Here is a 22,810-nt window from a genome sequence, read left to right as displayed (position 1 = left end):
TGCGATCGCCGCGACGACGCGCACGCTGTCAGATACGGTGTACCAAGGTCTTTCAGTTCTCCGGCGGACTTCCCGGGAGCCTGGTCAACGTCGGGCGCAGACGTTCCGCGGAGATGCCCGTCGAGGCATCCAGGTCGTCGATCAGCGCGGCGGCCCAGCCGGTGAGGCCGACCGCGTCGACCGCGTACGGAGCCGGCGCTTCGACCTCTGCCAGGCGACCCGCGCCGCGTCTGAGCAGAGCAGACGCCCCGGCGGCGTTGCCGCGCTGGATATGTGTGATGCCGACGGCCAGCTGAGCCAGCCCCTGCCACAACGGCCCCTCCTCGACGGGGCGGCTCTTCCACGCCGCCTCGAGCACCTCATGAGCGTTGAACGCCAGGCCCCTGTTCAGCAGGTCCTGGGCGTAGGCGAGGGAATCGGACGGCGGCAACTCCAGATCGTCCGGAATTCGCGGGACGCCGTCGCTGCCCGACGGAAGGGGCCGGCCCAGCGCGTCGCGCGGACGCGTGTTGCGGGGCCTGCCGGACTCATCGCGGGAGCGTTCGGCCATCCCCCCATGATGCCGGGGGCCGGTCCGTGTCAGCTACGTAGGCTTCGGTGCATGTCATCAAGCATGTCTGCGACGACACGAGTCGCTGCAGTCGGTCCGGCGGCCAGCCCGGAAGCCGTTGCCACGTGAGCACCCAACCTCCGCTGCTGTTCGCGCTCGACCTGATCGGGACCTTCGTCTTCGGGTTGAACGGCGCACTGACCGCCCTGCGGGTGACCCACCTCGACGTGGTCGGGGTGGTCACGCTCGGGATGATGACGGCGTTGGGCGGCGGGGTGATCCGTGATGTGCTGATCGGCGCGGTGCCGCCCGCGACGTTCCTGTACTGGCCGTATTTCACGCTCGCCGTCGCAGGCGCGTTGATCGCGTTCGTCCTCAACCGTTGGCTGGACCGGGTGGGGATGTCGATCACCGTGCTCGACGCGGTCGGGTTGAGTGTGTTCGCGGTGATCGGCGCGAGCAAGGCGGTGGAGTTCGGTCTCGGGGCCGGCCCGGCCATGCTGCTCGGCGTGATCACCGCAGTCGGTGGCGGCACCATTCGCGACGCACTCGTCGGACAGGTTCCGACCGTGTTGCGCAGTGAGCTCTACGCGATCCCGGCTCTGGTCGCCGCGGCGATCACCGTGGCGGCCATCGGCCTGGACGTGTACGGGCTGGCAGCGGCACTCGGGGCGGTCGCGGTGTGCTTCGCGATCCGGATGCTCGGGGTCCGCTACAACCTCAATGCTCCTCGGCCGCCGGGCTTTTCGGAGACGTCGTAGTTTTCGGAGACGTCGTGGTTTTCAGAGACGTCGTGGTTTTCGGAGACGTCGTAGTCGGAGGAACTTCCTCGACGATTGCCGACGCCGATTCCTCGATGATGGCGCGCATCCCCCGTTCGGCTTGTTCGTGCTCGCCCATCCTGATCGCGCGCGCAACCTCATCGTGCAGAGCGATCGCCGTGATGTTGGGTTTCTCCGGCATCATGCCGTGATGGGTGCGTCCGGTGAGCAATTCGGCCACCACGCCGTTGAGCGCCCGGAACATCTCGTTGCCGCTCGCTTCGAGCAGTGTTTGGTGAAACAGCCGGTCCGCCAGGAGATATGCGGCGAGATCACCGGAGCGCCCGTGCACCATCATGTCGGATACCGCGGCTGCCATGACCCGGCACTGATGCGGACTCGCCCGCCGCGCCGCCAGCGCGGCCGCCGCGGGCTCGAACCCCACGCGCAGCTCCGACAGCGAGACCAGCTGGGCTTTGCGGTCTCCGACCTCGAGCCGCCACCGGATCACCACGGGATCGAAGACGTTCCAGCTCTCGGCGGGCTGGACGGTGATCCCGACCCGGCGCCGGGAGGCGACCATGCCCATCGACTCCAGGACGCGGACCGCTTCCCGGGCGACACTGCGGGACACGCCGTGTTCCGCGCTCACCGCATCCAAGGTGAGAATCCGGCCTGACTCGTACTTCCCCGACACGATGCCCGTCCCCAACGCAGTCACCAGACTGCTGTGGAGAGCGCCAGCATTGGGCCGTTCGGACACCGCTTGATGATGACAGATGCCCATCTTTGGGTGAAAGAGCTACCGAAATTCAGATTGGTCTTGTAATCGTATGATGATTGAGGCAATCTGTGTGACGACACACACACGATAGGCAGAGAGCATGGCAGCACCCATCGTCGTCATGGGAGTTTCGGGGTCCGGGAAATCCACCGTCGGGGCCGCACTGGCCCAGCGCCTGCGGGTCCCCTTCGCCGATGCCGATGACTTCCACCCGCCGGCGAACATCGAGAAGATGTCGGCCGGCCATGCGCTGAACGACGACGACCGCTTCCCCTGGCTGGAATCGATCGGACAGTGGCTGGCACTGCACGGCGATGGCGGGGTGATGAGTTGCTCCGCCCTCAAACGCGCATACCGGGACCAGCTGCGGCGACATTGCCGGGATATCGAGTTCCTCCACCTCGAGGGCTCCATCGAGACGATCGGCAGGCGGCAGGCCAGCAGGCCGGGACACTTCATGCCCGCCACGCTCCTCGAATCCCAGTTCAAGACGCTGGAACCGCTCGAACCCGATGAGCGTGGTGTCGCCATCGACGTCGACCAGTCCATCGACGCCATCATCGAAAACTACGTCAGCACACAAGATTCCCACGTACACGAGGAGGACCGGTGATTCGAGGCACGGAGTTCACTGCGAGGAGGGGGCGTCGTGGAGGCGATTGATCCGGCATACGGGACCGGCACCCTGCTGCTGATCGCCGCAGGGGCGGTGGCGCTGCTGCTGTTCCTGATCATCAAGGTGAAACTGCACGCCTTCATCGCGCTCGTGCTGGTCAGTCTGCTGACGGCACTGGCCGCCGGGATACCGGTGGCCGATGTTCCCAGCGCGCTGTCCTTCGGCTTCTCCAACACGCTCGGCTCGGTGGCCCTGCTCGTCGGATTCGGCGTCATGATCGGCCGACTCCTTGAGATCACCGGTGGCGCACAGGTTCTCGCCGACACGCTGATCAACCGGTTCGGTGAGAAGCGGGCACCCTTCGCGCTCGGCGTGGCGGCGCTGCTGTTCGGTTTCCCGATCTTCTTCGACGCCGGGCTCGTCGTGTTCCTGCCCATCATCATGACGGTGGCACGCCGCTTCGGCGGATCGATTCTCTTGTACGCCTTCCCCGCCGCCGGGGCCTTCGCCGCCATGCACGCCCTGGTTCCGCCGCATCCCGGTCCGGTGGCGGCCGCCGAACTGCTCGGCGCCAACATCGGCCTCACGTTGATCGTCGGCGTACCGGTCGCCGTCGTGTCCTGGTACGTCGGTGCATTCCTGGTGTCCCAGTTCATGGGTCGGCGCTTCCATGTCGACATTCCGACGTCACTGTTCGGTGAGATCAACGGCGGCCGCGACTTCGGCGAGGACGGCCGGTCCGACACCGACGGCACGCCGGCGACGGGCACCACAGGAACAGTCACCAGGACCGCTCCGTCCTTCGCGACCGTGCTCGGGGTGCTGCTGCTGCCGCTCGTGTTGATCTCGTTCAACACCGTGCTCAGCACGCTGATGACCGCCGGCGTGATCGAAGAAGGTGCAACCTGGGCCGAGTATCTGAAGCTGCTCGGCACCACCTCGATCGCCCTGCTGATCACGGTTGTGGTCGCGATCCTGGTCCTCGGCGTGCGGAACCGGCCGATGGCCGATGTGAGCGACATCCTCGACAACGCGCTCGGCCCGATCTGCGCGATCATCCTGATCACCGGTGCGGGCGGCATGTTCGGCGGCGTGCTGCGGCTCAGCGGAATCGGCGACGCGCTGAGCGGGTCGCTGTCCAATCTCGGAATCTCCCTGATCCTGCAGGCCTTCGTCATCTCCACACTGCTTCGGGTGGCACAGGGTTCGGCCACCGTCGCGTTGACCACGACCGCCGGTCTACTGAGCGCGTCGGTCGCCGCCGCTGACCTGAGCAACCTGCAACAGACCGCATTGGTGATGGCGATCGCGGCCGGCGCCACCGTGCTCTCCCACGTCAACGACTCCGGGTTCTGGCTGGTCAGCCGGTTCTTCGGGATGGACGTCAAGACCACCCTCAAGACGTGGACGGTCCTGGAGACGACGCTCGGGCTCAGCGCCTTCGTGCTCAGTCTCGGATTGTGGGCCATCGCCTGACGGCACTCCGTCGCGGATCGACGCGGGCCTGCCCGCGTCGATCCCGGCCGAGGCGGCGGCAACGAATTTTGACCACACCGCCGAATTGCCCGCCGCGTCACGCTGCTCACGCCAGTCACTTTGTTAACATCGCGCCGTGCAGGTATCCCGGCGTGACGCACTGCGCTATGCCGCCGCCGTATCGGCACTGGCCGGGCTCGGCGCGGCAGCAACGGGCAGGCAGGCGCCTACGGCAGCGGCCGCCGCTCCGACACTCATCGACTTCGCCATGCGCCAGATCCCGGCACAGGACATCCGGGCCGCCGGCCACGCCGGGGTGATCAACTACGTGTCGACCTCGCGGCCCGGCTCGAACTTCGGCGCCAAACCGATCACGCTGCCCTACGCGAGGTCGCTGACCGCGGCCGGTCTGGTGATCGTCAGCAACTACCAGTACGGCAAGCCTGGCGGAACGGCACCGTCGGACTTCACCCGCGGGTACGCCGGCGGCGTCGCCGACGCCCGCACCGGCTGGGCGTTGCACTCCGCCGCCGGTGGCGGCCAGAGCGCACCGATCTTTTTCAGCGTCGACGACGACATCGACCGCCAGACCTGGAACGACCTCGCACTCCCCTGGTTCCGCGGCATCAACTCGGTCATCGGCGTGCAGCGCACCGGGATCTACGCGGGCATCAGACCGTGCCAGTGGGCTGCGGCCGACGGTGTCATCGGGAAGTCACGCACGCCCGGCCGTGTCTGGGCCTGGCAGACCCGCTCCTGGTCCAACGGCCAGATCTACCCCGGCGCCGTTTTGTACCAGCGCATCATCGACACCGCCTCGAATCCGGGACCGATCGTCGGCGGCATCCGCGTCGACGTCAACGACGTGCTGGCGCAGGATTGCGGCCAGTGGAACTTCCACCCCTGACGTCCAGTCACGCGTGGTTCGGTGCCACCGGGTCCACCCTGTCGTCGTCCTCGGATGACGGATCCACCGAGTCCAGCTCCGCCCGTTCACGTTCGATCCGGGTGGCCGTCGGCACCGCGATCCACAACGCCAACAGCATCGCCGTGACACCAGCGACGATCTTGCCGATCATCAACGGTGCGATCAGGTTCGGCTGGAAGTTGGCCGTGAAGGCCAAGTGGTCACCGATCAGTGCGCTACAGGTGGTGCCGAAAGCGACCACCAACACCTTGTCCTTGGCCGGCATGTGCTTGATGAGGTGGAAAGCGGCCAGCATGTTGGTCGTCGCGGCGAGCAGGCCCGCGGTGCCCTCGGTGCTGATGCCCGCGCGGGTGCCCACGGCTGTCAGCGGCTTGTCGAGGTAAGTCCGGATCGCGTACACCAGCGGGAACGCGCCGGCCAGGACGATCGCGATGTTGCCCGCCACTTCCAGGGACCGCATCTGATCGTCGGCGTCAGCGATGATCGGGTCGAGTCCCCAGGCGCCCATCCGTGCGCTGAAGAAGCCCGTCACGTGCTCGACGATGGACAATGCCAGCACCACCAGAATGGCCGCGTTGAGTCCCTTGCCGAACCAGATGAAGCCGGTGATCATGGCGCGGGTCGCAAAGTACAGACCGGCAGCGATCGCGATGGTGACAAGGAAAACCGGGAGCAGGTTGATCAGGACGTCGCCGAAACCGAAGCCGTCGAGGGTGGCGGTCGAAGGGCCATCGGTGACCGCCGAGTCACGCACCGTGGAATCGGTCAGGATCAGGATTCCCATCGTGACCACGACGCCGAGCGGCACGGTGAGAATTCCACTCATGATGCCCAGGGCGAAATACTTGTGGTCACGCACATCCAGGATCGCCAGCCCGACCGGAATGATGAACGAAATGGTGGCACCGAGCAGGAATCCGTTGACAGAGGCGGTCATCCATGCACCGGTCGAGTCGGCGGTGACTTCGGCCAGCTGGTAGGCACCCATGTCGCTGGCGATCAGCGTGGTGGCCGCCATGGCCGCATCCGCACCGAACGGTTCGTAGACCTTGCCCAGGACGTGTTCGACGAACCACGACAGATACGGCAGGGCCGCCATGATGCCGGCAATGGGCACGAAGAGCGGCCCGAGGGCGTAGATGCCCTCCTTGAACTCATGGCCGATCCCGCGGTCGCCGCGGAACGCCAACGAGAAGGCGCCGATCAGGACGAACGCCATCATCAGATAGATGACGATGTTTCCCAGCAAGGCCATGGTGGAGTTTCCCTTCGATCATGCAAGCAGCGCCGCGGGACCGCGCGCCGTCAGGTGGCGTGAGGTGTTGTGGTGGGTGGACGTCAGGTCTTGCTGCGCAGGCGACTTCGCCTTCGGCCGACGCGCAGGGAGAGCGCGACGCCGGTGACGACCGCGGCGGCTATCCACAATTGCTTCGGTATGTCGTCCGCCCCGGCCTCGATCCGCGCGGGCCACGTCCCCATCCGCCCCTCGGCCACGATCCGCGTGCCCTGCACTCGGACCCGTTCGAATGTGTAGGGGAACTCTCCGACCGGAGATGTTACTTTCATCGCGGTGATCCAATCCTGGGCAGCGTCGGGACATGTTGGTGCTGTGGCGCTTTGGCACGCTCGATCGCCATCCGGGCTGCGGCAGCACCGATCTGGTCGGCGGTCTTGAACTCCTGCCCCGAGCGCTGGGCGAACACCGCGGTGTCGCCGTCGAGGACGGCACCGTCGATGTTGCGGTACGGGATCGCCGGTCCGGCCAGGATCAGGCAGTCGCACACGAGGTGCTCGACGCCTGACCCGGATCGGCCGGCCGTACCCTCCACGCTGACGCCGCGGATACGGGGCATGCCGTGCGCGCCGGTCACCCGCAGATCCGGTCTGGTTGTGACCGCGGGATGTGGCGCCGGGCCTTGTCGACCGAGCCAGTGGATCGATGCCGCGGGGCGCGCGCCGGTGGTCATTGCCGCGATGCACTCTTCGGCCCAGTGTGAGTCGCCGGTGATGACGACCTCTGAACCCAGGTGGACGCCTTGTGCCAGCAGGTGCAAAGCCAGCGTGGCCGGGACGACGCCCGCGCACCGGTCCCCGTCGATCCGCAACTCGCTACGGTTCGCGGGCCGGTGCCCGGTGGCCACGACGAGTGCGTCGGCAGCGGTGAGGCCACCGTGTTCGCCGATGGCCAACACTCTGTCGCCCTCCCAGCGGATCACCTGCGTGCCTGCCGCGAACCGGACTCCGCTGCTGTGGGCACGCCGGACCAACCGGGCGTGTTCGGGATGCTCCCACTGTTCCCCACCGGGAACGGGAAGACGTTCGTACACTGTGACATCCGCAGCAGGGCGCAGCGCGATGGCGGCGTGCAGGCCGAGCAGCCCGGATCCGGCGACAACGATGTGCGCGGTGGCGGTCATGAGTTGCTGTCCCACTGCGATCCGGGTTCGCCCTGGCAGATCTCGCCGGGTCGCTGCCCTGTGGCCGCGGAGAGTATGAAGCTCACACCCACCGAGCAGTAGGCGCCCTGGCACCGCCCGGCGGTCGCCCGGGTCCGCTTGCGCACCGCGTCGAGCGAAGTGGCCGGGACGGGACCGCGGCATTCGGCGGCGATCTCAGCCGCCGTCACGTGCTCGCACGCGCAGACCACCATGGGCCGCTGGTCCGGCGGCGCACCGGGCCGGCACGCGAAGTCGACCGCTGCGCTGTCCGTGGCGCTCTCCGCCAAGCGGGCAATGAACGGAACTGACTGGCGTACTCCGGTTTTCGGCTTCAACCCCAGTATTCCGCTGTCGATGAGGCCTGCGATGTGCCGCGCGACGGCCGGGGACGAGGACACACCAGTCGAGCGGATTCCTGCGGCGTGCACCAGGTTCGGCACCTTGGGTGACACCTCCAGTCGATAGGTGTGATCGCTCGCCGGTCGCAGACCCGCGAATGCCTTGGTGACGTAACCCCGGTCGATCCCCTCGGGCAGCAGGCGTCGGGCGCTGGCCCACACCTTTTCCACCGTCGCCTCGTCAGTCGTTCTGTCGGCGCGGTCCTGTCCGTCGACAGCGGTCGGCCCGATCAATACCGTGCGGTTGGTGGTGGGAACCGCGTAGATGCCGCGGGTGTGCGGGGTGGGCGCGGTGCACATGATCTTGGGTACCAGGTGGCCGACGGCACGGTCGACGAGGAGGAATTGTCCTTTGCGGGGCCACATTGTGATCGGTTCGGCGGCCGCAGCATCGGTGATGTGATCTGCGTTGACCCCGGCCGCGTTGACCACGGCGCCGACCGAGACCGCCCCCGCGGGGGTGACCACGTGGCTGATCGCGCCCGCGGCGTTGTGCCAGAAACCGGTCACCGGTGTCGATCGGCGCAATTCCACACCGTTGAGCACCGCGAGTTTGGCGAAACCGATGGTCAGCCGGATCGGGTCGATGATGCCTTCGGCCGGGACATGCAGTGCCTCAACCGCGGTGGGGGCCGCTGTCTGCGCCGCCCTGCGCAACGCCGACCCCGAGATCAGTTCGACCTCCACGCCGGCATCGGTCGCCTGCGCCGCCAGATTCCGCAGCGAGGAGCCGTCACTGTCGTCGAAACCCAGGGACAGGGCTCCGATTCGGCGAAAGGGTACATCGAGATCCCGGCAGATGGTTTCCCACTGGGGACTGGTCTCCAGGATGAGGTCGGATTCCAGACTTCCCGCCGGAAGGTCATAGCCGCTGCACGCGATGGCGGAGTTGGCCTTGCTGGCACCCTCGCAGACATCGTGGGCCGCCTCGAACCACACCACCTTCACCGCGTAGCGCGACAGTTCGGCGGCGATCGCGGCACCGATGACGCCGCCGCCGACGATCGCGATGTCATAGTGCTGACTACTCATCGGTTCCGTTCTTCGGTGCGTCGGCGTGCGACTTCGGTCAGTGCGGGAGGATCCAGAGATGTTGATGCCTCGACGAATGCACGCCATCGTGCGCGTTCGGGCACACGCTGTTCCTCCGGCAGCGTCGGCTCCATGGTGCAGCTGAATCGAGCCCGCGTCGCGAGGCCGCCGAGGTCCAGTTCACCTGCGCCGATCGCAGCCAGCCCCGCAGCACCGGCGGCCGTGTTGTCGTGATGGTCGGCGATGGCGATGGGCCTTCCGCACAGGTCGGCCTGCCGTTGCATGAGCGTGCGATTGACGCTGAGGCCACCGTCTGCACGCAAGGTGGCAGGCATGCCGAGTTCGGCGTCCACCGCGTCGACGACGTCAGCCACCCGCTGGGCGATCCCGTCGAGGACTGCGAACGCCAGGTCCTGGCGATCCGAGGACGCTCGTAGACCGGCCAGCACGCCCGCCGCGTCAGAACGCCACCACGGGGCTCCGATGCCGGTGAAACTCGGCAGGAACACCGGATGCTGCATCCGTAGCTCGAAGTCTTCTGCCGCGCTACAGGACGCGGCCAATGTGGCGACGTGAGAGGCATTTTCAGCCAATCCCAACCCGACGAACCAGTCGACGGCGGTGCCCGCGCTGAAGACGCCTCCTTCGATCGCCCACGCCTTGGGTTCGCCGGGGATGGTCCATGCGTAGGTCGGCATCAGGCCATGGCCCGGCCGGCAGGGCTGGGCACCGACGTTGGTGTCGATGAAACACCCTGTCCCGTAGGTCATCTTGGTGTCGCCGGGCGAGATGGCACCCAGCGCGGCCAACGCGGCCAGTTGATCGGTCGCGCTGGCGTACAGCGGCGCGCCCAGGATGGTGGGCAGCGGTTCGGTGAAGACGGTGTCCACGATCTCCGGCAGCAGAGCGGCGTCGATACCGAAGGCCGCCGCACATTCCGGATCGAACCGCAGGTCGTCCAACGCCATCAGCTGTGTCCGGCTACCCGTCGACGGGTCGGTCACATACGCGCCGTAGGCAAGACGATGGATGAAGAACGTGTCGAGCGTGCCGATGGCCAGTGTGCCGTCGGCTGCCGCGGCTGCTACCTCGGGCAGATTCAGCAGCGCCCACGCGATGCGCGCCGCCGAGTAGTACGGATCCAGCCGCAGGCCGGTGACCTCCTCGACACCCGCCGCTGCGGGCGTGTCGGCAACCCGGTCGACGATGGTTCCGGCACGCCGGTCCGACCAGAGGATCGCCTTGGACAGTGGCGCCCCGGTCAGTCGGTTGAACGCGATGACGGACTCGCCCTGGTTGGCCAGCCCTATTCCGGCCAGTTCCGCACCCGGCACCGACGCGACGGCTTCGCGCACCGTCTCCTCGATGGCGTTGACCAGCGCGTCGCCATCCTGCTCATCCCAGCCCGGGAGGGGGTGCGCGGTATGCGACCGTTTGCGCGCCGTCGCCACGCAGTTACCGGCGTCGTCATAGAGGTTGGTACGGGTACTGGTGGTGCCCTGATCAATGCCGGCCCACACCCGGGTCACCGGACCCCGCCGCGTCAAGGGCGGTACCGCCCCATCCCCGGTTGTCGAGTGCGCCGCCACGCGACCATCCTCTCCTCAGCCAACAATCCTGCGAATCAGATCACAACCGATCACCGTCTGCAATAGAATGATCGATATTGATCGAAGTTAGAGTGTATGGGTGCCTGACCTACATGCCGAGGAGCGTCACTCATTGCTGCTCGAGTTGCTGTCTCGTCAGCACTTCGCCTCGATCGACGACATCCGGCGCGCCACCGGTGCCAGCATGCCCACCATTCGCCGCGACCTCGGCCAACTGGAGAAGCGTGGCCTGCTGCGACGCGTCCGAGGTGGCGCCGCGCCCGCGACGACGTCCAGCACCCTCGACGAGGCGTTCGAGCTTCGGCGCCGCCGCAACGCGCGCGAGAAGGGTGAAATAGCCGTGGTGGCAGCACAATTGGCGAAACCACGGTCGTCGCTACTGCTCAACGACGGCAGTTCGACCCTGGCCCTCGCCGAGGAACTCGTGTCCCAGCAGAAGCCGCTGTGGGTGGCCACCTCCGGGTTGAATCTCGGCGAGCGTCTGGCGAGCGCAGCCCAGATCGAAGTCATCGTCATCGGCGGTGCCCTGCGTGCTTCGTCCTTCGGTACCAGCGGGCCGCTGGCCACCTCGGCGATATCGCAACTGACCGTCGACACGACCTTCATCGGCTGCGACGGAATCGATTTCGAACTCGGCGTACGGTTCAACAGCCTGCTCGACGCCGAGATCGCCGTGGCGATGGCGAGGCAAGGCCGACGCGTGGTGGTCCTCGCGGATGCATCGAAGATCGGTCAGCGCGCGCTCGCGGGTTCAACCGGCTGGTCGGACATCGACGTGCTCATCACCAACGAACTCGACGCAGATTGGCGTGATCACCTGCTGAAGCAGGATGTGGAGGTCCTGATCCCGTGACCATCACCTCCGATGACGCTCCCAGAGTCCTAGCGGCGCGGCAACACGGTGATGTGCACGTGGTCGAAGTGGCCGTATCCCGACGCCTGCGGGCCGGCCGGCGTGTAATAGGTGCCGCGCCAGATCACGTCCTGTAGCCCGAATCGGCCCGCATTGGCCAGCGCGTACGCCATGATCTGATCGCCGAGCGCGATGCCCTCGGGGCTGTTGTGGTTCGGGATCATGATGTCGATCGCCAGTCCGCTCGGATGCCACGGCTTCGAGTCCGGGCGGACGCCGCCGATGTTGGCGATCTGTGGGAACTGCTGGCTGACGGCCCTGGCGGCCAGGATGGCGTTGGGCTGCAGACCGACCTCTCGCGCGACACCCATCGGCAACGCCTCCGGGGAGTCCGGGACGGCAGCCGCCGGGGGCGGCGCGACGTCGCCGGGAGGCATGCCGGGCATCGCGGCCGGCGGCGGAGGAGCGCTGTTGACGATCGCCTGCTGCTGGGGTGTCAGCGCCGCATACTGCGCCTCGGCGGCGGCGATCTGACGCAGCAGCTCGCTCAATTTGGCCTGCAACTCCGCGCGCACTGCGGCCGCGTGCTCGGCCGCGGCGCGGGCGTCGGCGGCCGATCTCTCCGAATCCTGGGCGGCGGCGGCCGCACGCTCACGCGTTGCTCGAAATGCCGTCATCTGTTCGGCCGTCGTCGCGGCGATCACCCGCTGCAGCGACAACCTGTCGAGCAGCTGTTGCGGCGAGGCCGCGGTCAGCACCGCCGCCGCGTTGCCGTCCCGGCCGCTCGTGTAAGCCATCGCCGCGACCCGGTCGACCGCCGCCTGATAGGGCACAAGCTGGGCGTTCGCGACTGCGACGGCCTCCATGTCGGCGCGGTGGCGGTCCTCGGCCGCGGTCTGGGCAGCCAGTCCGGCGTCGACGTCGCGTTGGGCGTTCGTGACGGCCTCGCGGGTCTGCAGTGCCTGACCGGACAACTCGTTGAGCCTGGCCAGGGCGTCGGCCGCGGGATCCGCGTGCACCGCGCCCACCGATGTGGCCAACACCAGGACCGCGGCCGCAGCACCGCACACCGTTCGCCGTAGTGAGTGGCGTACCGGGGTCATACGGATTGTCACGATCCTTCGCTGTGAGGACCGATCCTGGCCCGAATTGCTACGCGTGGGACAGGTTACGAACTGGTTTTGGCGATGTCCACTCGTCGACCATCTGTGGTGGTGAGCGACGCATTCCTCGGGGCGACCCACTCCATCGGGTCCGGCGCGAGAAGGCACGATGGGACGCATGGACGTTTTGGTCGTCGGGGGCGGACCGGCGGGGCTGGCGCTGGCGGCGGCGTGCGGACGGCGCGGACTGGTCACCGGGCTGCTCGACCCGGCCCCGGAACGGCCCTGGATGGCGACCTACGGCATGTGGGACCGGGAGCTTCCGGCCGATCTGCCGGCCTCCGTGGTCGCGGCGCGCGCGTCCGGCCGGGTGATCGCGGTGACGGAGCACCGGCTGGGATGGGACTACGCCGTCCTCGACGTGCCTGCCCTCCAGGCGCACCTCGCCGGGCAGCTGACCGGGGTGCAGGTTCACAGCGGGCGCGCTGTCGGGTCCCCGGAGCGGGGTGTGGTGGCGCTGGCCGACGGAACGCACCTGCGGGCCTCGGTCGTCGTGGATGCCGGCGGCCGGTGGCGTCCGCTGGACCGCTCCTCGCCCGGGGGCACACCCGCTGAACAGACCGCGTACGGACTGATCGTCGACGAAGACACGGCAGCGCCGTTGGTCGCGACCGGCGATGCCCTGTTCATGGACTGGCGCCCCGATCACGGCGAGGCGGGCTGGCCGACGTTCCTCTACGCGGTTCCGCTCGGTGGCGGCCGGGTGCTTCTGGAGGAGACGTCGTTGGCGCGTCGGCCCGGGCTGCCGCTGGCGACACTGCGGCGACGGCTGCACGCCCGCCTCGCGGTCCACGACGTCCGGCCGACAGACGATGCTCGCAGTGAGAAGGTTTCGTTCCGTGTCGACCATCCGCGCCACCGCGGGCACGACGTTCTCGGGTTCGGTGCGGCCGCGCCCCTGATCCACCCGGCAACCGGGTTCAGCCTGGCGTCGTCGTTGACGCTGGCCCCACGGGTGGCCGACGCCCTTGCCGCCCACCTGCCTGACGGCCCGGATCGCGCGCTCGCAGCCGCGCAGTCAGCGGTGTGGCCACCCGCCGCACGGGCGGTCCACCACCTGCGGCGCATTGGGCTGGAGGCACTCCTGCGGATGCCGCCAGGCGAGGTCCCCGGCTTCTTCGAGCAGTTCTTCGACCTGCCCGAACGTCACCGCTGGACCTACCTGACCGGGCGCGACGACCTCCGCGGCAACGTCGCCACCCACGGTCACCTGTTCCGCGTGTCGAGCAGCCGGATGCGTCGCCGCCTTGTCCTACCTGCCGTGCTGCCGCCGCTGCGCAGCAACGACGCGGTCACCTCGGATCGATGACCCCCGCAGGACCACCAGCAACCGGTTAGGTTGGGTAACCAGCGGGTACAGCGTTGACCGCACCCCGTGCACGACTGCTCGAAGGAGACCCATGCGTCAACGGCGGCCGCGCTACCAGGCGAAGACGGCAGCGGCGATCGTCGGCGTCGCGCTGCTCGTCGTCGGGTGTGAGGCACAGGTTTGGGGCACGCCGCCGGCGACCGAGAACGCCCCGCAGGCAACCGTTGCGGCCCCGCAGGCCCCACCCCCGCAGGTGCCTGCGGCACCGCCCGCCCAGCCGACGGAAGCACTGAACGGGCTCGACGCGCGCGTCGCGCAGGCCACCTCGGACGCCGCGGCGTCCGGCGCCGACATCGATATCGCCGTGCTGGACCGTGACACCGGTCAGCTCGTCTCCAGCGGGGGCAACCAACCCTTCCCGATCGCCTCCGTGGTGAAGCTGTTCATCGCCGATGATTTGCTGCTGCGGGCGTCGCAGAGCGACACGCCGCTGTCCCCTGCCGACCGCAGGTCGCTCGACCTCATGCTGCGTTCCTCCGACGACAGCGCGGCCCAGATCTTCTGGGACCGCAGCGGTCAGAGCGCCGTCATCTCACGCATCGTGGACCGCTACGGGTTGACCGGAACCACGGCGCCCTACAACGGAAAATGGGACGTCACCCAGAGCACCGCAAACGATCTCGTCCGCTACTACGACATGCTTCTCAACGGCAGCGGCGGGCTGCCCCCCGAACAGGCCGACATCATCATCGGCGACCTCGCACAGTTCACGCCGACCGGAAACGACGGGTACCCGCAGCGCTTCGGCATCCCCGACGGGCTCCCCGCCGAATCGGTGGCGGTGAAGCAAGGCTGGTTCTGCTGCTGGAACGGCGGCAACCAGCTGCACGTGTCGACCGGCGTGATCGGACCCGATCGGCGCTACGTCATGGCGATCGGATCCCTGGACCCCACCAGCGCCGCCAACGCCCGGGAGAACATCACCCAGTTTGTCCGGACGATGTTTCCGGGCGGCAAGATCTGACGTCGTCGGATCGCACCGCGACGGCAGTGCGCGTTCCCATCTCGACTCCGCAATGGCGACACCTTTCTGTGCGCTGCCCTGAACCTGCTGTGCCCAAAGGACTTTCACGCGTCCACATGACGCACTGAGGCGCTTCTGCCAGGCGGCTCTCGGTCGCATCTGACGTCCACAATCCGACGCCGTCAATCCGTCGAGTAGGCACACCGCAACATGTCTGCTACTTTCACTACCGACCGTTACGATAACGATCGGTACGTATTGGGGAAGGTTTGCGGATGTCGAGAGCTTTGGCGGGCAAGGTTGCACTGATCACCGGAGGGTCACGCGGCCTCGGCGCGACGACTGCGGTGGCGCTGGCCGAACAGGGTGCCGACGTGGCGATCAGCTACGTCGCCTCCGCCGAGAAAGCGGAAGATGTTGTCCGCGATATCGAGGCAGCCGGTGTGCGCGGCCTCGCGGTCAGAAGTGATCAGGCCGATCCGTCGGCGGCCGAATCGTTGGTCGACGCGGTCGTGTCCCAGTTCGGCAGCCTCGACATCCTCGTCAACAATGCGGCCATCACCGTTCAGGGCCAACTGGTCGACGACCCCGAACTCGACACCAAGGCCCTGGACCACCTGTGGGCCACCAATGTGCTGGGCGTGGTGGCCACGACGCGGGCCGCCGCGCGCAGGCTCTCCGACCATGGCCGCATCATCTTCATCGGCTCGGCCATCGCCAGCCGAGTGGCGTTCCCCGGGGCGGCCGATTACGCGGGCACCAAGGCAGCCATCGCGGGCTATGCGAAAGGCGTTGCGCGCGACCTCGGCCCACGCAACATCACCGTGAACGTCGTGCAGCCCGGCATCATGCCGACGGACATGGCCGCAGAAGCGGCCCACAACGTTCCTGAAGCGATGATGGATTATCACGCCATCCGGCGCATCGCCACGCTGGAAGAGGTGGCCGCGACCATCTCCTTCCTCGCGGGCCCGCACGCCGACTACCTCAGCGGCAGCGTCCTGGACATCGCCGGCGGATTCCAGATCTGAGATCCCGAAGCGCTCGAAAATCCCACCCTCCCAATCGAAAAGAAGGCTCTGAAGATGACCGTGAAGTTTGGCGCCAAGTCGACTGCCGACGAAGTCCTGTCCGATGTCGACCTCGCAGGTAAGCGCTTTCTCATCACCGGCGCATCGTCGGGCATCGGGCTCGAGACGGCTCGCGCGCTGGCGGCCCGGGGTGCCCACGTGGTGGGCACCGCCAGGGATCTGGTGAAAGCCGAGACGGCCACCGCGTCGATCCTCGCCGGTAGCGGTAGCGGTAGCGGAAGTGTGAACTGGATCGAGCTCGACCTCGCATCTCTGCGCAGCGTCCACGCTGCCGCCGACGCACTGCTCGGCGACGGTCGGCCGTTCGATGCCGTCATCGCCAACGCCGGCGTCATGGCCACTCCGTTCGGCCACACCGTCGATGGCTTCGAAACCCAGTTCGGGACAAACCATCTCGGGCATTTCGCGCTGGTGACCCGCCTTGCGCCGCTGCTGGTCGACAACGGACGCCTGGTGGTGTTGTCCTCGCAGGCTCACCGTGTCTCCGACATCGACCTGGAGGATCCGAACTTCGCGAACCAGGAATACGACCCCATGGTCGCCTACGCGCGATCCAAGACCGCCAATGCGCTCTTCGCGGTCGAGTTCGATCGGCGCCATCGTGACCGCGGCATCAGGGCCGCCGCCGTGATGCCCGGCAACAGCCATACCGACCTCGCCCGGAACTTCTCCCCCGAGGCGCTCCAGGACCTCTTCGCCACCGTGGGCAAGGCCCGTGCCGACGCCGGCCTGCCGCCGGGGGAACTCAAAGACGTCCCGCAGGCGGCGGCGACTTCCGTCTGGGCCGCAGTGGTCGCCGACAAGGACGAGATCGGCGGGCACTACCTCGAGGACTGCGCCGTCGCCCCGGCCGATGACATCCCCAATCCGTTTGCCGACGGCGTGCGTTCTTATGCGCTGGACGCCGCGAGCGCCGAACGACTGTGGGCCAGGAGTGAGGATCTGGTGCGCGACGTGGCGTGAGCACCGCTGCTCGCCCTGGCGTGGCCATCAGCCTGGTAGCATTCAGTAATGGCCATTATGGAAATAGGCCACGGGGCCTGATGGGACGCCATCGCGAGTTCGACGTGGACGAGGCGCTCGACGCCGTCCTGCGCGTGTTCTGGCAGAAGGGCTACGAGGGCGCCTCGTATGCCGACCTCACCAAGGCCGCCGGCGTCGAGAGGCCCGCCCTGTACTCCGCTTTCGGCAACAAGGAAGCACTGTTCCGGCGGGCTCTGGAGCGCTACTACGAGAGGTACCTGGACTACATCCCGGAAGCTCTGGCGTTGCCGACAGCACGTGAGGTTGCGGCCCACTTTCTGTTCAGCGCCATCGCACTCAATACGCGATACCCGGAACACACCGGGTGTCTGGGCATCAACGGTGTCCTCGCAGGCTCCGACGGTGCAGAAACGGTGCGGCAAGCGCTGATCGATGCCCGCGCCGACGGGGAGGCGCAAATTCGGGAACGCTTCGAAAAGGCCAAGGCCGACGGCGACCTGCCGGCGAGCGCCGACCCCGAGGCACTTGCGGCGTTCCTGCTTGCCGTCGGCCATGGGATAGCGGTGCAGGCAAAGGCCGGATTCTGCCGCGCCAAGCTGGAAGCCGTTGCCGAGCAGGCGCTTTGCAGCTGGCCAACCGCCTGACGAGGCGGCTCGCCTTGAGGGCGGCGTGGTCCGGACCCCACATACCTTGCGCCCGCGCACCAGCGACCCGTCGTCGCCGCTGTGCAGACTTGACACTGTCGTGATGGCCGACTGCACACAATATCGATACTTCGCACGAATATCGGGCCTTCGTGCTAGGGTGGCCGGGCGCGTCCAGCAAGCCCGACCGCGCCCCGGGAGGAACGCATGAACATCGCACCGCCGCGCGAAGCGTGCGCTCACCCGCTCCTCAGCACTGTTCGTGAGTCGAGCCCGAAGCACCGCCACGAGGATCGCGAGGTCGGGTGTCACGACCCGAGTGGGCTGAGCATCGGTCGAATATGGCGATCATGTAACAGAATTGGCGCGACGCGGCGCACAGCGACCCGAACCGGGTCATCATCGATGGCGCGGTACCGCCGGCGCGGGGGCAGAGCAAGGGAATGTGCAGGGACGTGCTCTGCGTTACACCCCCTGATCTCACATCTGACTCCTAGAATGAGACCGCCACGCAGCGTATCGCGGGTTTTCGCGCTGACTGAAGTTTCACTATGAAAAGAACGAGCAAAGGAATGAACATGGCATCTACCCGTCTGGTTCGTCGGGTCTCGGCAGCGGTGGGCGGTGCCGCCATCCTTGCGATGATCGGGTTCACCGCGTCGTGCAGCACCGAAAGCGAAGCCCCCGAAGAGTCGCCCACCACGACGACCACGACCACCACCGAGCCCTCGCTGAGCCCGACCGAGAAGGCCCCTGACCCCAATGCGCCGGGCCTCTTCACGCCTCCGGTCAAGGCGCCTCAGCCGACGCTCAACCCGAACCGCGACGACTACGGTCAGTGACCGAGGCGTGCCCGGACACTGTCCGGGCACGTCCTGAGTTCGTGCCGGAGCCATGACCACGGCGACCGTCCGCTTGCTGACCGCCATGCTGCTCGTCGGCGCAGCAGTAATGGGTATCCGCTTGACCGTCAGCGAGCAGGGCCTCGATGACAAGCGCATCGGGGGCCCCTACGCATCTCTGCTCGAGGCGTCCACCGATCTCGGGCCGGCCCGTGAACCGAGCATCGAGTTCACCGCCAGCCTCACCGACCGGTCACAGCCCACGGCCCTGATCGACTGGGCCAGGGACCAGGCGCTGACTGTGCGATGGCGTCCCGGGGACGACTGGGTGGTCGTCGAGGGCGCCCCGGATGCCGTCGAGCGCGCGTTTGACGTGTCCGTGCGTGACTACCGGGGACGGAAGGGCCAGCACTTCTACGCCTCTCCGCACCAGCCCGCCGTGCCTGAGCACCTGCGTACCGAAGTGTCCGAGATCGGCCGGATACTCAGTTACACGCCGCATCACATGTCGCGGCCCGACCACATGCCGCTTGATGTCCCCGACCGGGGATTGGCCCCCGATGCGTTGTTGAACACCTACAACGCCGACGATCTGGCCCGTGCCGGCTTCACCGGCAAGGGGATCACCATCGTGATCTTCGCCTTCGACGGATTCCGCCAGTCCGACCTGGACACATTCACCACCATGTTCGGCCTGCCGCAGTTCACCCCGGAGGTCGTCGGTGGGTCGCCCGGCGAACCCCGCGGCGAGCTCTCGATGGATCTTCAAGTGGCACACGCCATTGCGCCGGATGCCCGCAAGGTCGTGGTGAACGCGCGCCCGACCGTCGAGGGCGGCGGCGGGTACCGCAAGATCGGCCAGATGCTCGAGGACACGGACCGCCGGTTCCCCGGCGCGGTGTGGAGTTTCTCGATCGGCTGGGGGTGCGACAAACTGATCACCGCTGCGGACCTGGCGCCGGTACGGTCGGCGCTGCGCACCGCGCAATCGCACGGCACCACCGCCTACAACGCCAGCGGTGACCTCGCCGGTATGGAATGCCGTGGCGGACAGGACTGGTCGTCGCCACCCAGTGAGCAGGACATCGGCCTGGACTCGGTCGCCTCGCTGCCCGAGATGACCAGTGTCGGAGGCACGACGCTGTCCACCGACGCGGACGGGACCTGGGTCTCCGAACAGACGTGGTTCGACGTCCCGCTGTCGCAGGGCACCGGAGGCGGCGTCTCGACACTGTTCGACATGCCGCCGTGGCAGCGCGTGGCCGCGGCCGCGGTACCGCCGGAGCGCAACACCGGTATGCGCATGACACCGGATGTCGCCGCGGTCGCCGACCCGTTCACCGGCGTGAAGATCGTGCTCAACGACCAGGTGGTCGTCGGCGGCGGCACCTCGCAGTCGGCGCCGATCTGGGCTGCCCTCACCGCGGTGATGAACCAGTATCTGCTGGAGAACAACGGATCCCTGATCGGCGACATCAACCCGCTGCTCTACCGGATCGCCGAGGGTGCGCCGCGCCCCGCCTACCGCGACGTCACGTTGGGCGGCAACGCCGTCGACAATGCCGGTCCCGGTTACGACCTGGTGACCGGGCTCGGCACCCCGGATGTCGACAACCTCGTGCGCAACCTCCTCATCCTGCAGAAGGTGCAGGCCTGATGAGCGCCCCCGGCATGACGGAATGCCAGGTCTGTCAGATGGACGTGCCCGCAGGCGAGTACTGCGGATACTGCGGCATGCCGCTGGCCGAGCACCGCGACGGGAAAGGTCCGCACTGGCTGCGTGCGCGCGCCTTCAGTGCCGCGCCCGGACAGCGTCTGCTCTCGCCGGCGCTGACCAGCTCGCTCTTCCCGCATCTGCCGCCCCGCTCGCGCAGGGTGTTCCTGATGGCCCTGGGGTTGCTCGCGGTCGCCCTGGCCGTCACCACGTTGCTGCGGATGCCCGCCGCGCTCACCGCGGTCGCGTCCACCGGCCTTCCGCTGCTGTTCGCGCTGTACCTGCGGGAATCCGGTGTGTCCCGGGACATCCCGCGCGGCACGCTGGTGCTGACGACCGTCCTCGGGGTGGCCCTCGGGATCGGCTGGGTGCTGCTGACCGGGGTCGCGCTGGCTCGTGCCTACGGTGTGCCGCTGGGCGCGGGCATCGCGGGTGGACGGATCCTGCGTGACGGGATCGGGGTGCCGGTCGGCAGCATGCTGCTCATGCTGGCCCCCGCGTTGGTGGCCCGATGGTCGTGGCAGGGCGACCGGGAAGCGTTGGACGGCTACGCCATCGGCGCGTTGGGCGCGCTCACCTTCACCGCCGCGGCCACCCTGACCCGGCTGGCCCCCCAGTTCACCACCGGGATGGTCAATCGTGCGCGCCCGCTGGACGGCTTGCTCGTCGAGGCCGGAATCCGCGGTGTCACCATGCCGCTGACCGCCGCGGCCGTCGGTGGGCTGATCGGCACCGCGCTGTGGTTCACCCGACCACCGACAAAAGCCCTCCAGCACCGCGGTTTCATTCGCGGCGCCCTCGTGCTCATCGCGGTCGTGGTGATCGCCATCTACGCGTCACTGGGCGTGGTGGACGTCGCCCGATTCCCCCAATTCTGGCAGTTGGCATTGCATCTGACGTTGACCGGGATCGCGTTGTTAGCGCTACGGGTCGGTCTGCACCTGGCTCTGCTGTACGAGGCGCAGGACGAAATCCGCATCGACGAGCCCATCCTGTGCGTCGAATGCAATCACGTGGTGCCTGACGCCGCGTTCTGCGCGAGATGCGGTGCTGCCATGCACGCGTCCTCACGCCGGTCACGCCGCACACGACGCGAAGAGCGTCCGATCCGGCTCGCCGACGAGCCGGCGACCGGTGAGATTTCCGTCCGACTGCTGCCCGGCTATTCGCTGCAATCAGGCAGTTTCGAGGCCGCCCAGCCGCCGAAGGCGTCTTTCCGCAAAGTCGCGCTGGCCGTGGGGACCACCACCGTCCTGCTGGCCGGTGCGCTGGTCGGCCTGTCGGGGCTGATCTCCAAACCCGCGCCGAAATACATCTGCCCTCCGGATTGCGGCAGCCCGCCGATCAACCTCGCCGTGGAGATCAATCCCCGGTTCACCTCAACCGACGGGGCGTTCTCGGTGTCCTATCCGGTCGAAGGCGCAGCCTACGAGGTGTCCAAACACGACAACGGGGTCACTGCCGTGCTGCAAGCCGGCGACGGCGGCACCATGCAGTTGTTCAGCCGGCCGGCGGGCGGGCGCACCGCCCAGCAGATCGCCACCGACCTGGTGAACGAAACTTTCCCCGACACCAAGACCGCCTACGAGATCCCGAACACGATGGTCGGCTACCAACACGGCTACGGGTTGGCCGCCGATCTCTGGCCGCAGGGCGCCATGACCAGTTCCGCGCGGATGCGCGTCATCGTGATGGTCGCCGTCAAGAATGGTCTGGCCCTCATCGCCGGCGCGGTGGGGCCCTACCGCGCCTTCGGGCCCGACTTCGGATCCGGCAAGCCGTCCGCTGCCAATCTTCAGTTGGCACTCGATATGGGCAAGTACGTCAACAGTTTCAGCTGGCGCGGCGACCCACCCCGGTAGGTACTCAGGCAGTCGCCGGCGAAGCGGCGAGCAGCGCGATGGCCTGGTCTGCAGCCGACTTGACCGTCGCTGCCGATGCCCCACCCTTGCGCAGCGCCTCGATCCCGCGCAGCACGGCCAACAGCAGGCTGGCCATCGCCTTGGCGTCGGTGTCCGGCGGGATGTCACCGTCGGTTTGGGCGGCGATGATCACAGACGTCAGTTCGCGCAGCCACACATCCAACGTTCGCTTCACCTGCTTGGCCACCTCCGGGTCCGTGGCGGACAGTTCGGCGGCGCTCTTGGCCAGCAGACAGCCGCGACGGTCGGTGTCGGACGCCGTCACCGCGGCAATCCCCCGCACATGCCCGACCAGACGGTCATAGGCAGAAATGTCCGGGTTACGGAGTTCGGCGCGGAGACGGTCAACGGACTCGGTGCAGTACGACTCCAGACCGCGCAGGAACATACTGTGCTTGTCGCCGAACGCTTTGTAGAAGCTGCCGCGCCCCAGACCGGTGGCCGCGCTGAGGTCGTCGATGCTCGTCGCGGCGTATCCCTGATCCCAGAACAGATCGCGACTGGCCTCGACAACCTCTGCTTCGTCGAACTTACGGGGGCGTGCCATGCCGCCATGATACCCATTCGCGACACTTCAGTACATAACTCCCGCAAGGCCAGCGATGCCGCTAGTTATGTACTGTACAGTCAACAACGGAGCGCGAGGACCGCTCGCCGTTGCTTGATCACTC

22 protein-coding genes are annotated in these 22,810 nt (G+C 67.4%); 13 read left to right on the top strand and 9 right to left on the bottom strand.

Features of this window, described 5'->3' with window-relative positions:
* Positions 1-52 precede the first annotated feature (52 nt).
* On the bottom strand, positions 53-550 hold the full coding sequence (locus MVA01S_RS01730) for a DUF309 domain-containing protein (protein WP_003931576.1): 498 nt from the start codon (positions 548-550) through the stop codon (positions 53-55).
* A 125-nt stretch (positions 551-675) separates the two neighbouring features.
* On the opposite strand from MVA01S_RS01730, the gene MVA01S_RS01725 reads away from it, so the two are divergent.
* Positions 676-1,311 carry a trimeric intracellular cation channel family protein gene (locus MVA01S_RS01725; RefSeq protein WP_003931577.1) on the top strand — a complete coding sequence of 212 codons (636 nt, stop codon included), beginning with the start codon at positions 676-678 and terminating at the stop codon, positions 1,309-1,311.
* Here MVA01S_RS01725 and MVA01S_RS01720 read toward each other — a convergent pair.
* Positions 1,271-2,074, bottom strand: coding sequence for a FadR/GntR family transcriptional regulator (locus tag MVA01S_RS01720; RefSeq protein ID WP_081529110.1), 804 nt, complete (start codon positions 2,072-2,074; stop codon positions 1,271-1,273). The two genes, MVA01S_RS01725 and MVA01S_RS01720, sit on opposite strands and share 41 nt — an antisense overlap.
* Positions 2,075-2,195: 121 nt before the next feature.
* On the opposite strand from MVA01S_RS01720, the gene MVA01S_RS01715 reads away from it, so the two are divergent.
* The 3 genes from MVA01S_RS01715 (at position 2,196) to MVA01S_RS01705 (ending at position 5,094) form a co-directional block, all read left to right on the top strand.
* Entirely contained in the window at positions 2,196-2,708 is a 513-nt protein-coding gene (locus MVA01S_RS01715) for a gluconokinase (RefSeq protein WP_003931579.1), read from the top strand.
* Between the two features lie 36 nt (positions 2,709-2,744).
* Positions 2,745-4,187: a GntP family permease gene (locus MVA01S_RS01710; protein ID WP_003931580.1), complete on the top strand. Its 1,443-nt coding sequence runs from the start codon at positions 2,745-2,747 to the stop codon at positions 4,185-4,187.
* Positions 4,188-4,323: 136 nt separating this feature from the next.
* Positions 4,324-5,094 (top strand): DUF1906 domain-containing protein, encoded by a 771-nt coding sequence (locus MVA01S_RS01705; protein WP_040541772.1) that lies wholly within the window; start codon positions 4,324-4,326, stop codon positions 5,092-5,094.
* Positions 5,095-5,101: 7 nt separating this feature from the next.
* Here the strand turns inward: MVA01S_RS01705 and MVA01S_RS01700 are convergent, their stop codons facing one another.
* The 5 genes from MVA01S_RS01700 to MVA01S_RS01685 all read right to left on the bottom strand — a co-directional run bounded on the left by MVA01S_RS01700 (position 5,102) and on the right by MVA01S_RS01685 (position 10,503).
* Complete coding sequence (locus MVA01S_RS01700; RefSeq protein WP_003931582.1) at positions 5,102-6,370, bottom strand: ethanolamine utilization protein EutH; 1,269 nt, start codon at positions 6,368-6,370, stop codon at positions 5,102-5,104.
* Positions 6,371-6,453: 83 nt separating this feature from the next.
* Positions 6,454-6,681, bottom strand: a complete 228-nt coding sequence (locus MVA01S_RS31205; RefSeq protein WP_144033063.1) for a hypothetical protein — start codon at positions 6,679-6,681, stop codon at positions 6,454-6,456.
* Positions 6,678-7,646: an FAD-dependent oxidoreductase gene (locus tag MVA01S_RS01695; protein WP_335582847.1), complete on the bottom strand. Its 969-nt coding sequence runs from the start codon at positions 7,644-7,646 to the stop codon at positions 6,678-6,680. Before MVA01S_RS01695 ends, MVA01S_RS31205 begins: the two co-directional genes overlap by 4 nt.
* The gene (locus MVA01S_RS31830) at positions 7,529-8,983 is read right to left on the bottom strand and encodes an NAD(P)/FAD-dependent oxidoreductase (protein ID WP_003931584.1); all 1,455 of its coding nucleotides are present in this window, start codon (positions 8,981-8,983) and stop codon (positions 7,529-7,531) included. The genes MVA01S_RS01695 and MVA01S_RS31830 overlap by 118 nt, the downstream gene beginning before the upstream one ends.
* Complete coding sequence (locus tag MVA01S_RS01685; protein WP_255251667.1) at positions 8,980-10,503, bottom strand: FGGY family carbohydrate kinase; 1,524 nt, start codon at positions 10,501-10,503, stop codon at positions 8,980-8,982. The genes MVA01S_RS31830 and MVA01S_RS01685 overlap by 4 nt, the downstream gene beginning before the upstream one ends.
* A gap of 169 nt (positions 10,504-10,672) precedes the next feature.
* Here MVA01S_RS01685 and MVA01S_RS01680 point away from each other — a divergent pair, with 169 nt between their 5' ends.
* Complete coding sequence (locus MVA01S_RS01680; protein WP_110765639.1) at positions 10,673-11,446, top strand: DeoR/GlpR family DNA-binding transcription regulator; 774 nt, start codon at positions 10,673-10,675, stop codon at positions 11,444-11,446.
* Positions 11,447-11,475: 29 nt separating this feature from the next.
* Here MVA01S_RS01680 and MVA01S_RS01675 read toward each other — a convergent pair whose 3' ends face one another.
* Positions 11,476-12,549, bottom strand: a complete 1,074-nt coding sequence (locus MVA01S_RS01675; RefSeq protein WP_003931587.1) for a VldE C-terminal domain-containing protein — start codon at positions 12,547-12,549, stop codon at positions 11,476-11,478.
* A gap of 178 nt (positions 12,550-12,727) precedes the next feature.
* Here MVA01S_RS01675 and MVA01S_RS01670 point away from each other — a divergent pair, with 178 nt between their 5' ends.
* From MVA01S_RS01670 to MVA01S_RS01635, 8 genes are all read left to right on the top strand, one after another.
* Positions 12,728-13,918 (top strand): lycopene cyclase family protein, encoded by a 1,191-nt coding sequence (locus tag MVA01S_RS01670; protein ID WP_003931588.1) that lies wholly within the window; start codon positions 12,728-12,730, stop codon positions 13,916-13,918.
* A 91-nt stretch (positions 13,919-14,009) separates the two neighbouring features.
* Complete coding sequence (locus tag MVA01S_RS01665) at positions 14,010-14,942, top strand: LppW family protein (protein ID WP_003931589.1); 933 nt, start codon at positions 14,010-14,012, stop codon at positions 14,940-14,942.
* A 287-nt stretch (positions 14,943-15,229) separates the two neighbouring features.
* Positions 15,230-15,973, top strand: a complete 744-nt coding sequence (locus MVA01S_RS01660) for an SDR family NAD(P)-dependent oxidoreductase (RefSeq protein WP_237024277.1) — start codon at positions 15,230-15,232, stop codon at positions 15,971-15,973.
* 54 nt (positions 15,974-16,027) lie between these two features.
* Positions 16,028-16,996: an SDR family NAD(P)-dependent oxidoreductase gene (locus MVA01S_RS01655; protein ID WP_003931591.1), complete on the top strand. Its 969-nt coding sequence runs from the start codon at positions 16,028-16,030 to the stop codon at positions 16,994-16,996.
* Between the two features lie 80 nt (positions 16,997-17,076).
* A complete protein-coding gene (locus MVA01S_RS01650; protein WP_003931592.1) occupies positions 17,077-17,661 on the top strand; it encodes a TetR/AcrR family transcriptional regulator in 585 nt (194 codons plus the stop codon).
* A gap of 578 nt (positions 17,662-18,239) precedes the next feature.
* Positions 18,240-18,503: a hypothetical protein gene (locus MVA01S_RS01645; protein WP_040541954.1), complete on the top strand. Its 264-nt coding sequence runs from the start codon at positions 18,240-18,242 to the stop codon at positions 18,501-18,503.
* Positions 18,504-18,555: 52 nt separating this feature from the next.
* Complete coding sequence (locus MVA01S_RS01640) at positions 18,556-20,160, top strand: S53 family peptidase (RefSeq protein WP_003931594.1); 1,605 nt, start codon at positions 18,556-18,558, stop codon at positions 20,158-20,160.
* On the top strand, positions 20,160-22,079 hold the full coding sequence (locus MVA01S_RS01635) for a hypothetical protein (RefSeq protein WP_040541776.1): 1,920 nt from the start codon (positions 20,160-20,162) through the stop codon (positions 22,077-22,079). The genes MVA01S_RS01640 and MVA01S_RS01635 overlap by 1 nt, the downstream gene beginning before the upstream one ends.
* Positions 22,080-22,083: 4 nt before the next feature.
* Here MVA01S_RS01635 and MVA01S_RS01630 read toward each other — a convergent pair whose 3' ends face one another.
* Entirely contained in the window at positions 22,084-22,686 is a 603-nt protein-coding gene (locus MVA01S_RS01630) for a TetR/AcrR family transcriptional regulator (protein WP_003931596.1), read from the bottom strand.
* Positions 22,687-22,810 lie beyond the last annotated feature (124 nt).

The sequence above is a fragment of the Mycolicibacterium vaccae NBRC 14118 = CIP 105934 genome (assembly GCF_001552715.1).
GTDB lineage: Bacteria > Actinomycetota > Actinomycetes > Mycobacteriales > Mycobacteriaceae > Mycobacterium > Mycobacterium vaccae.
This window is presented reverse-complemented; position numbering and strand designations above follow the sequence as displayed.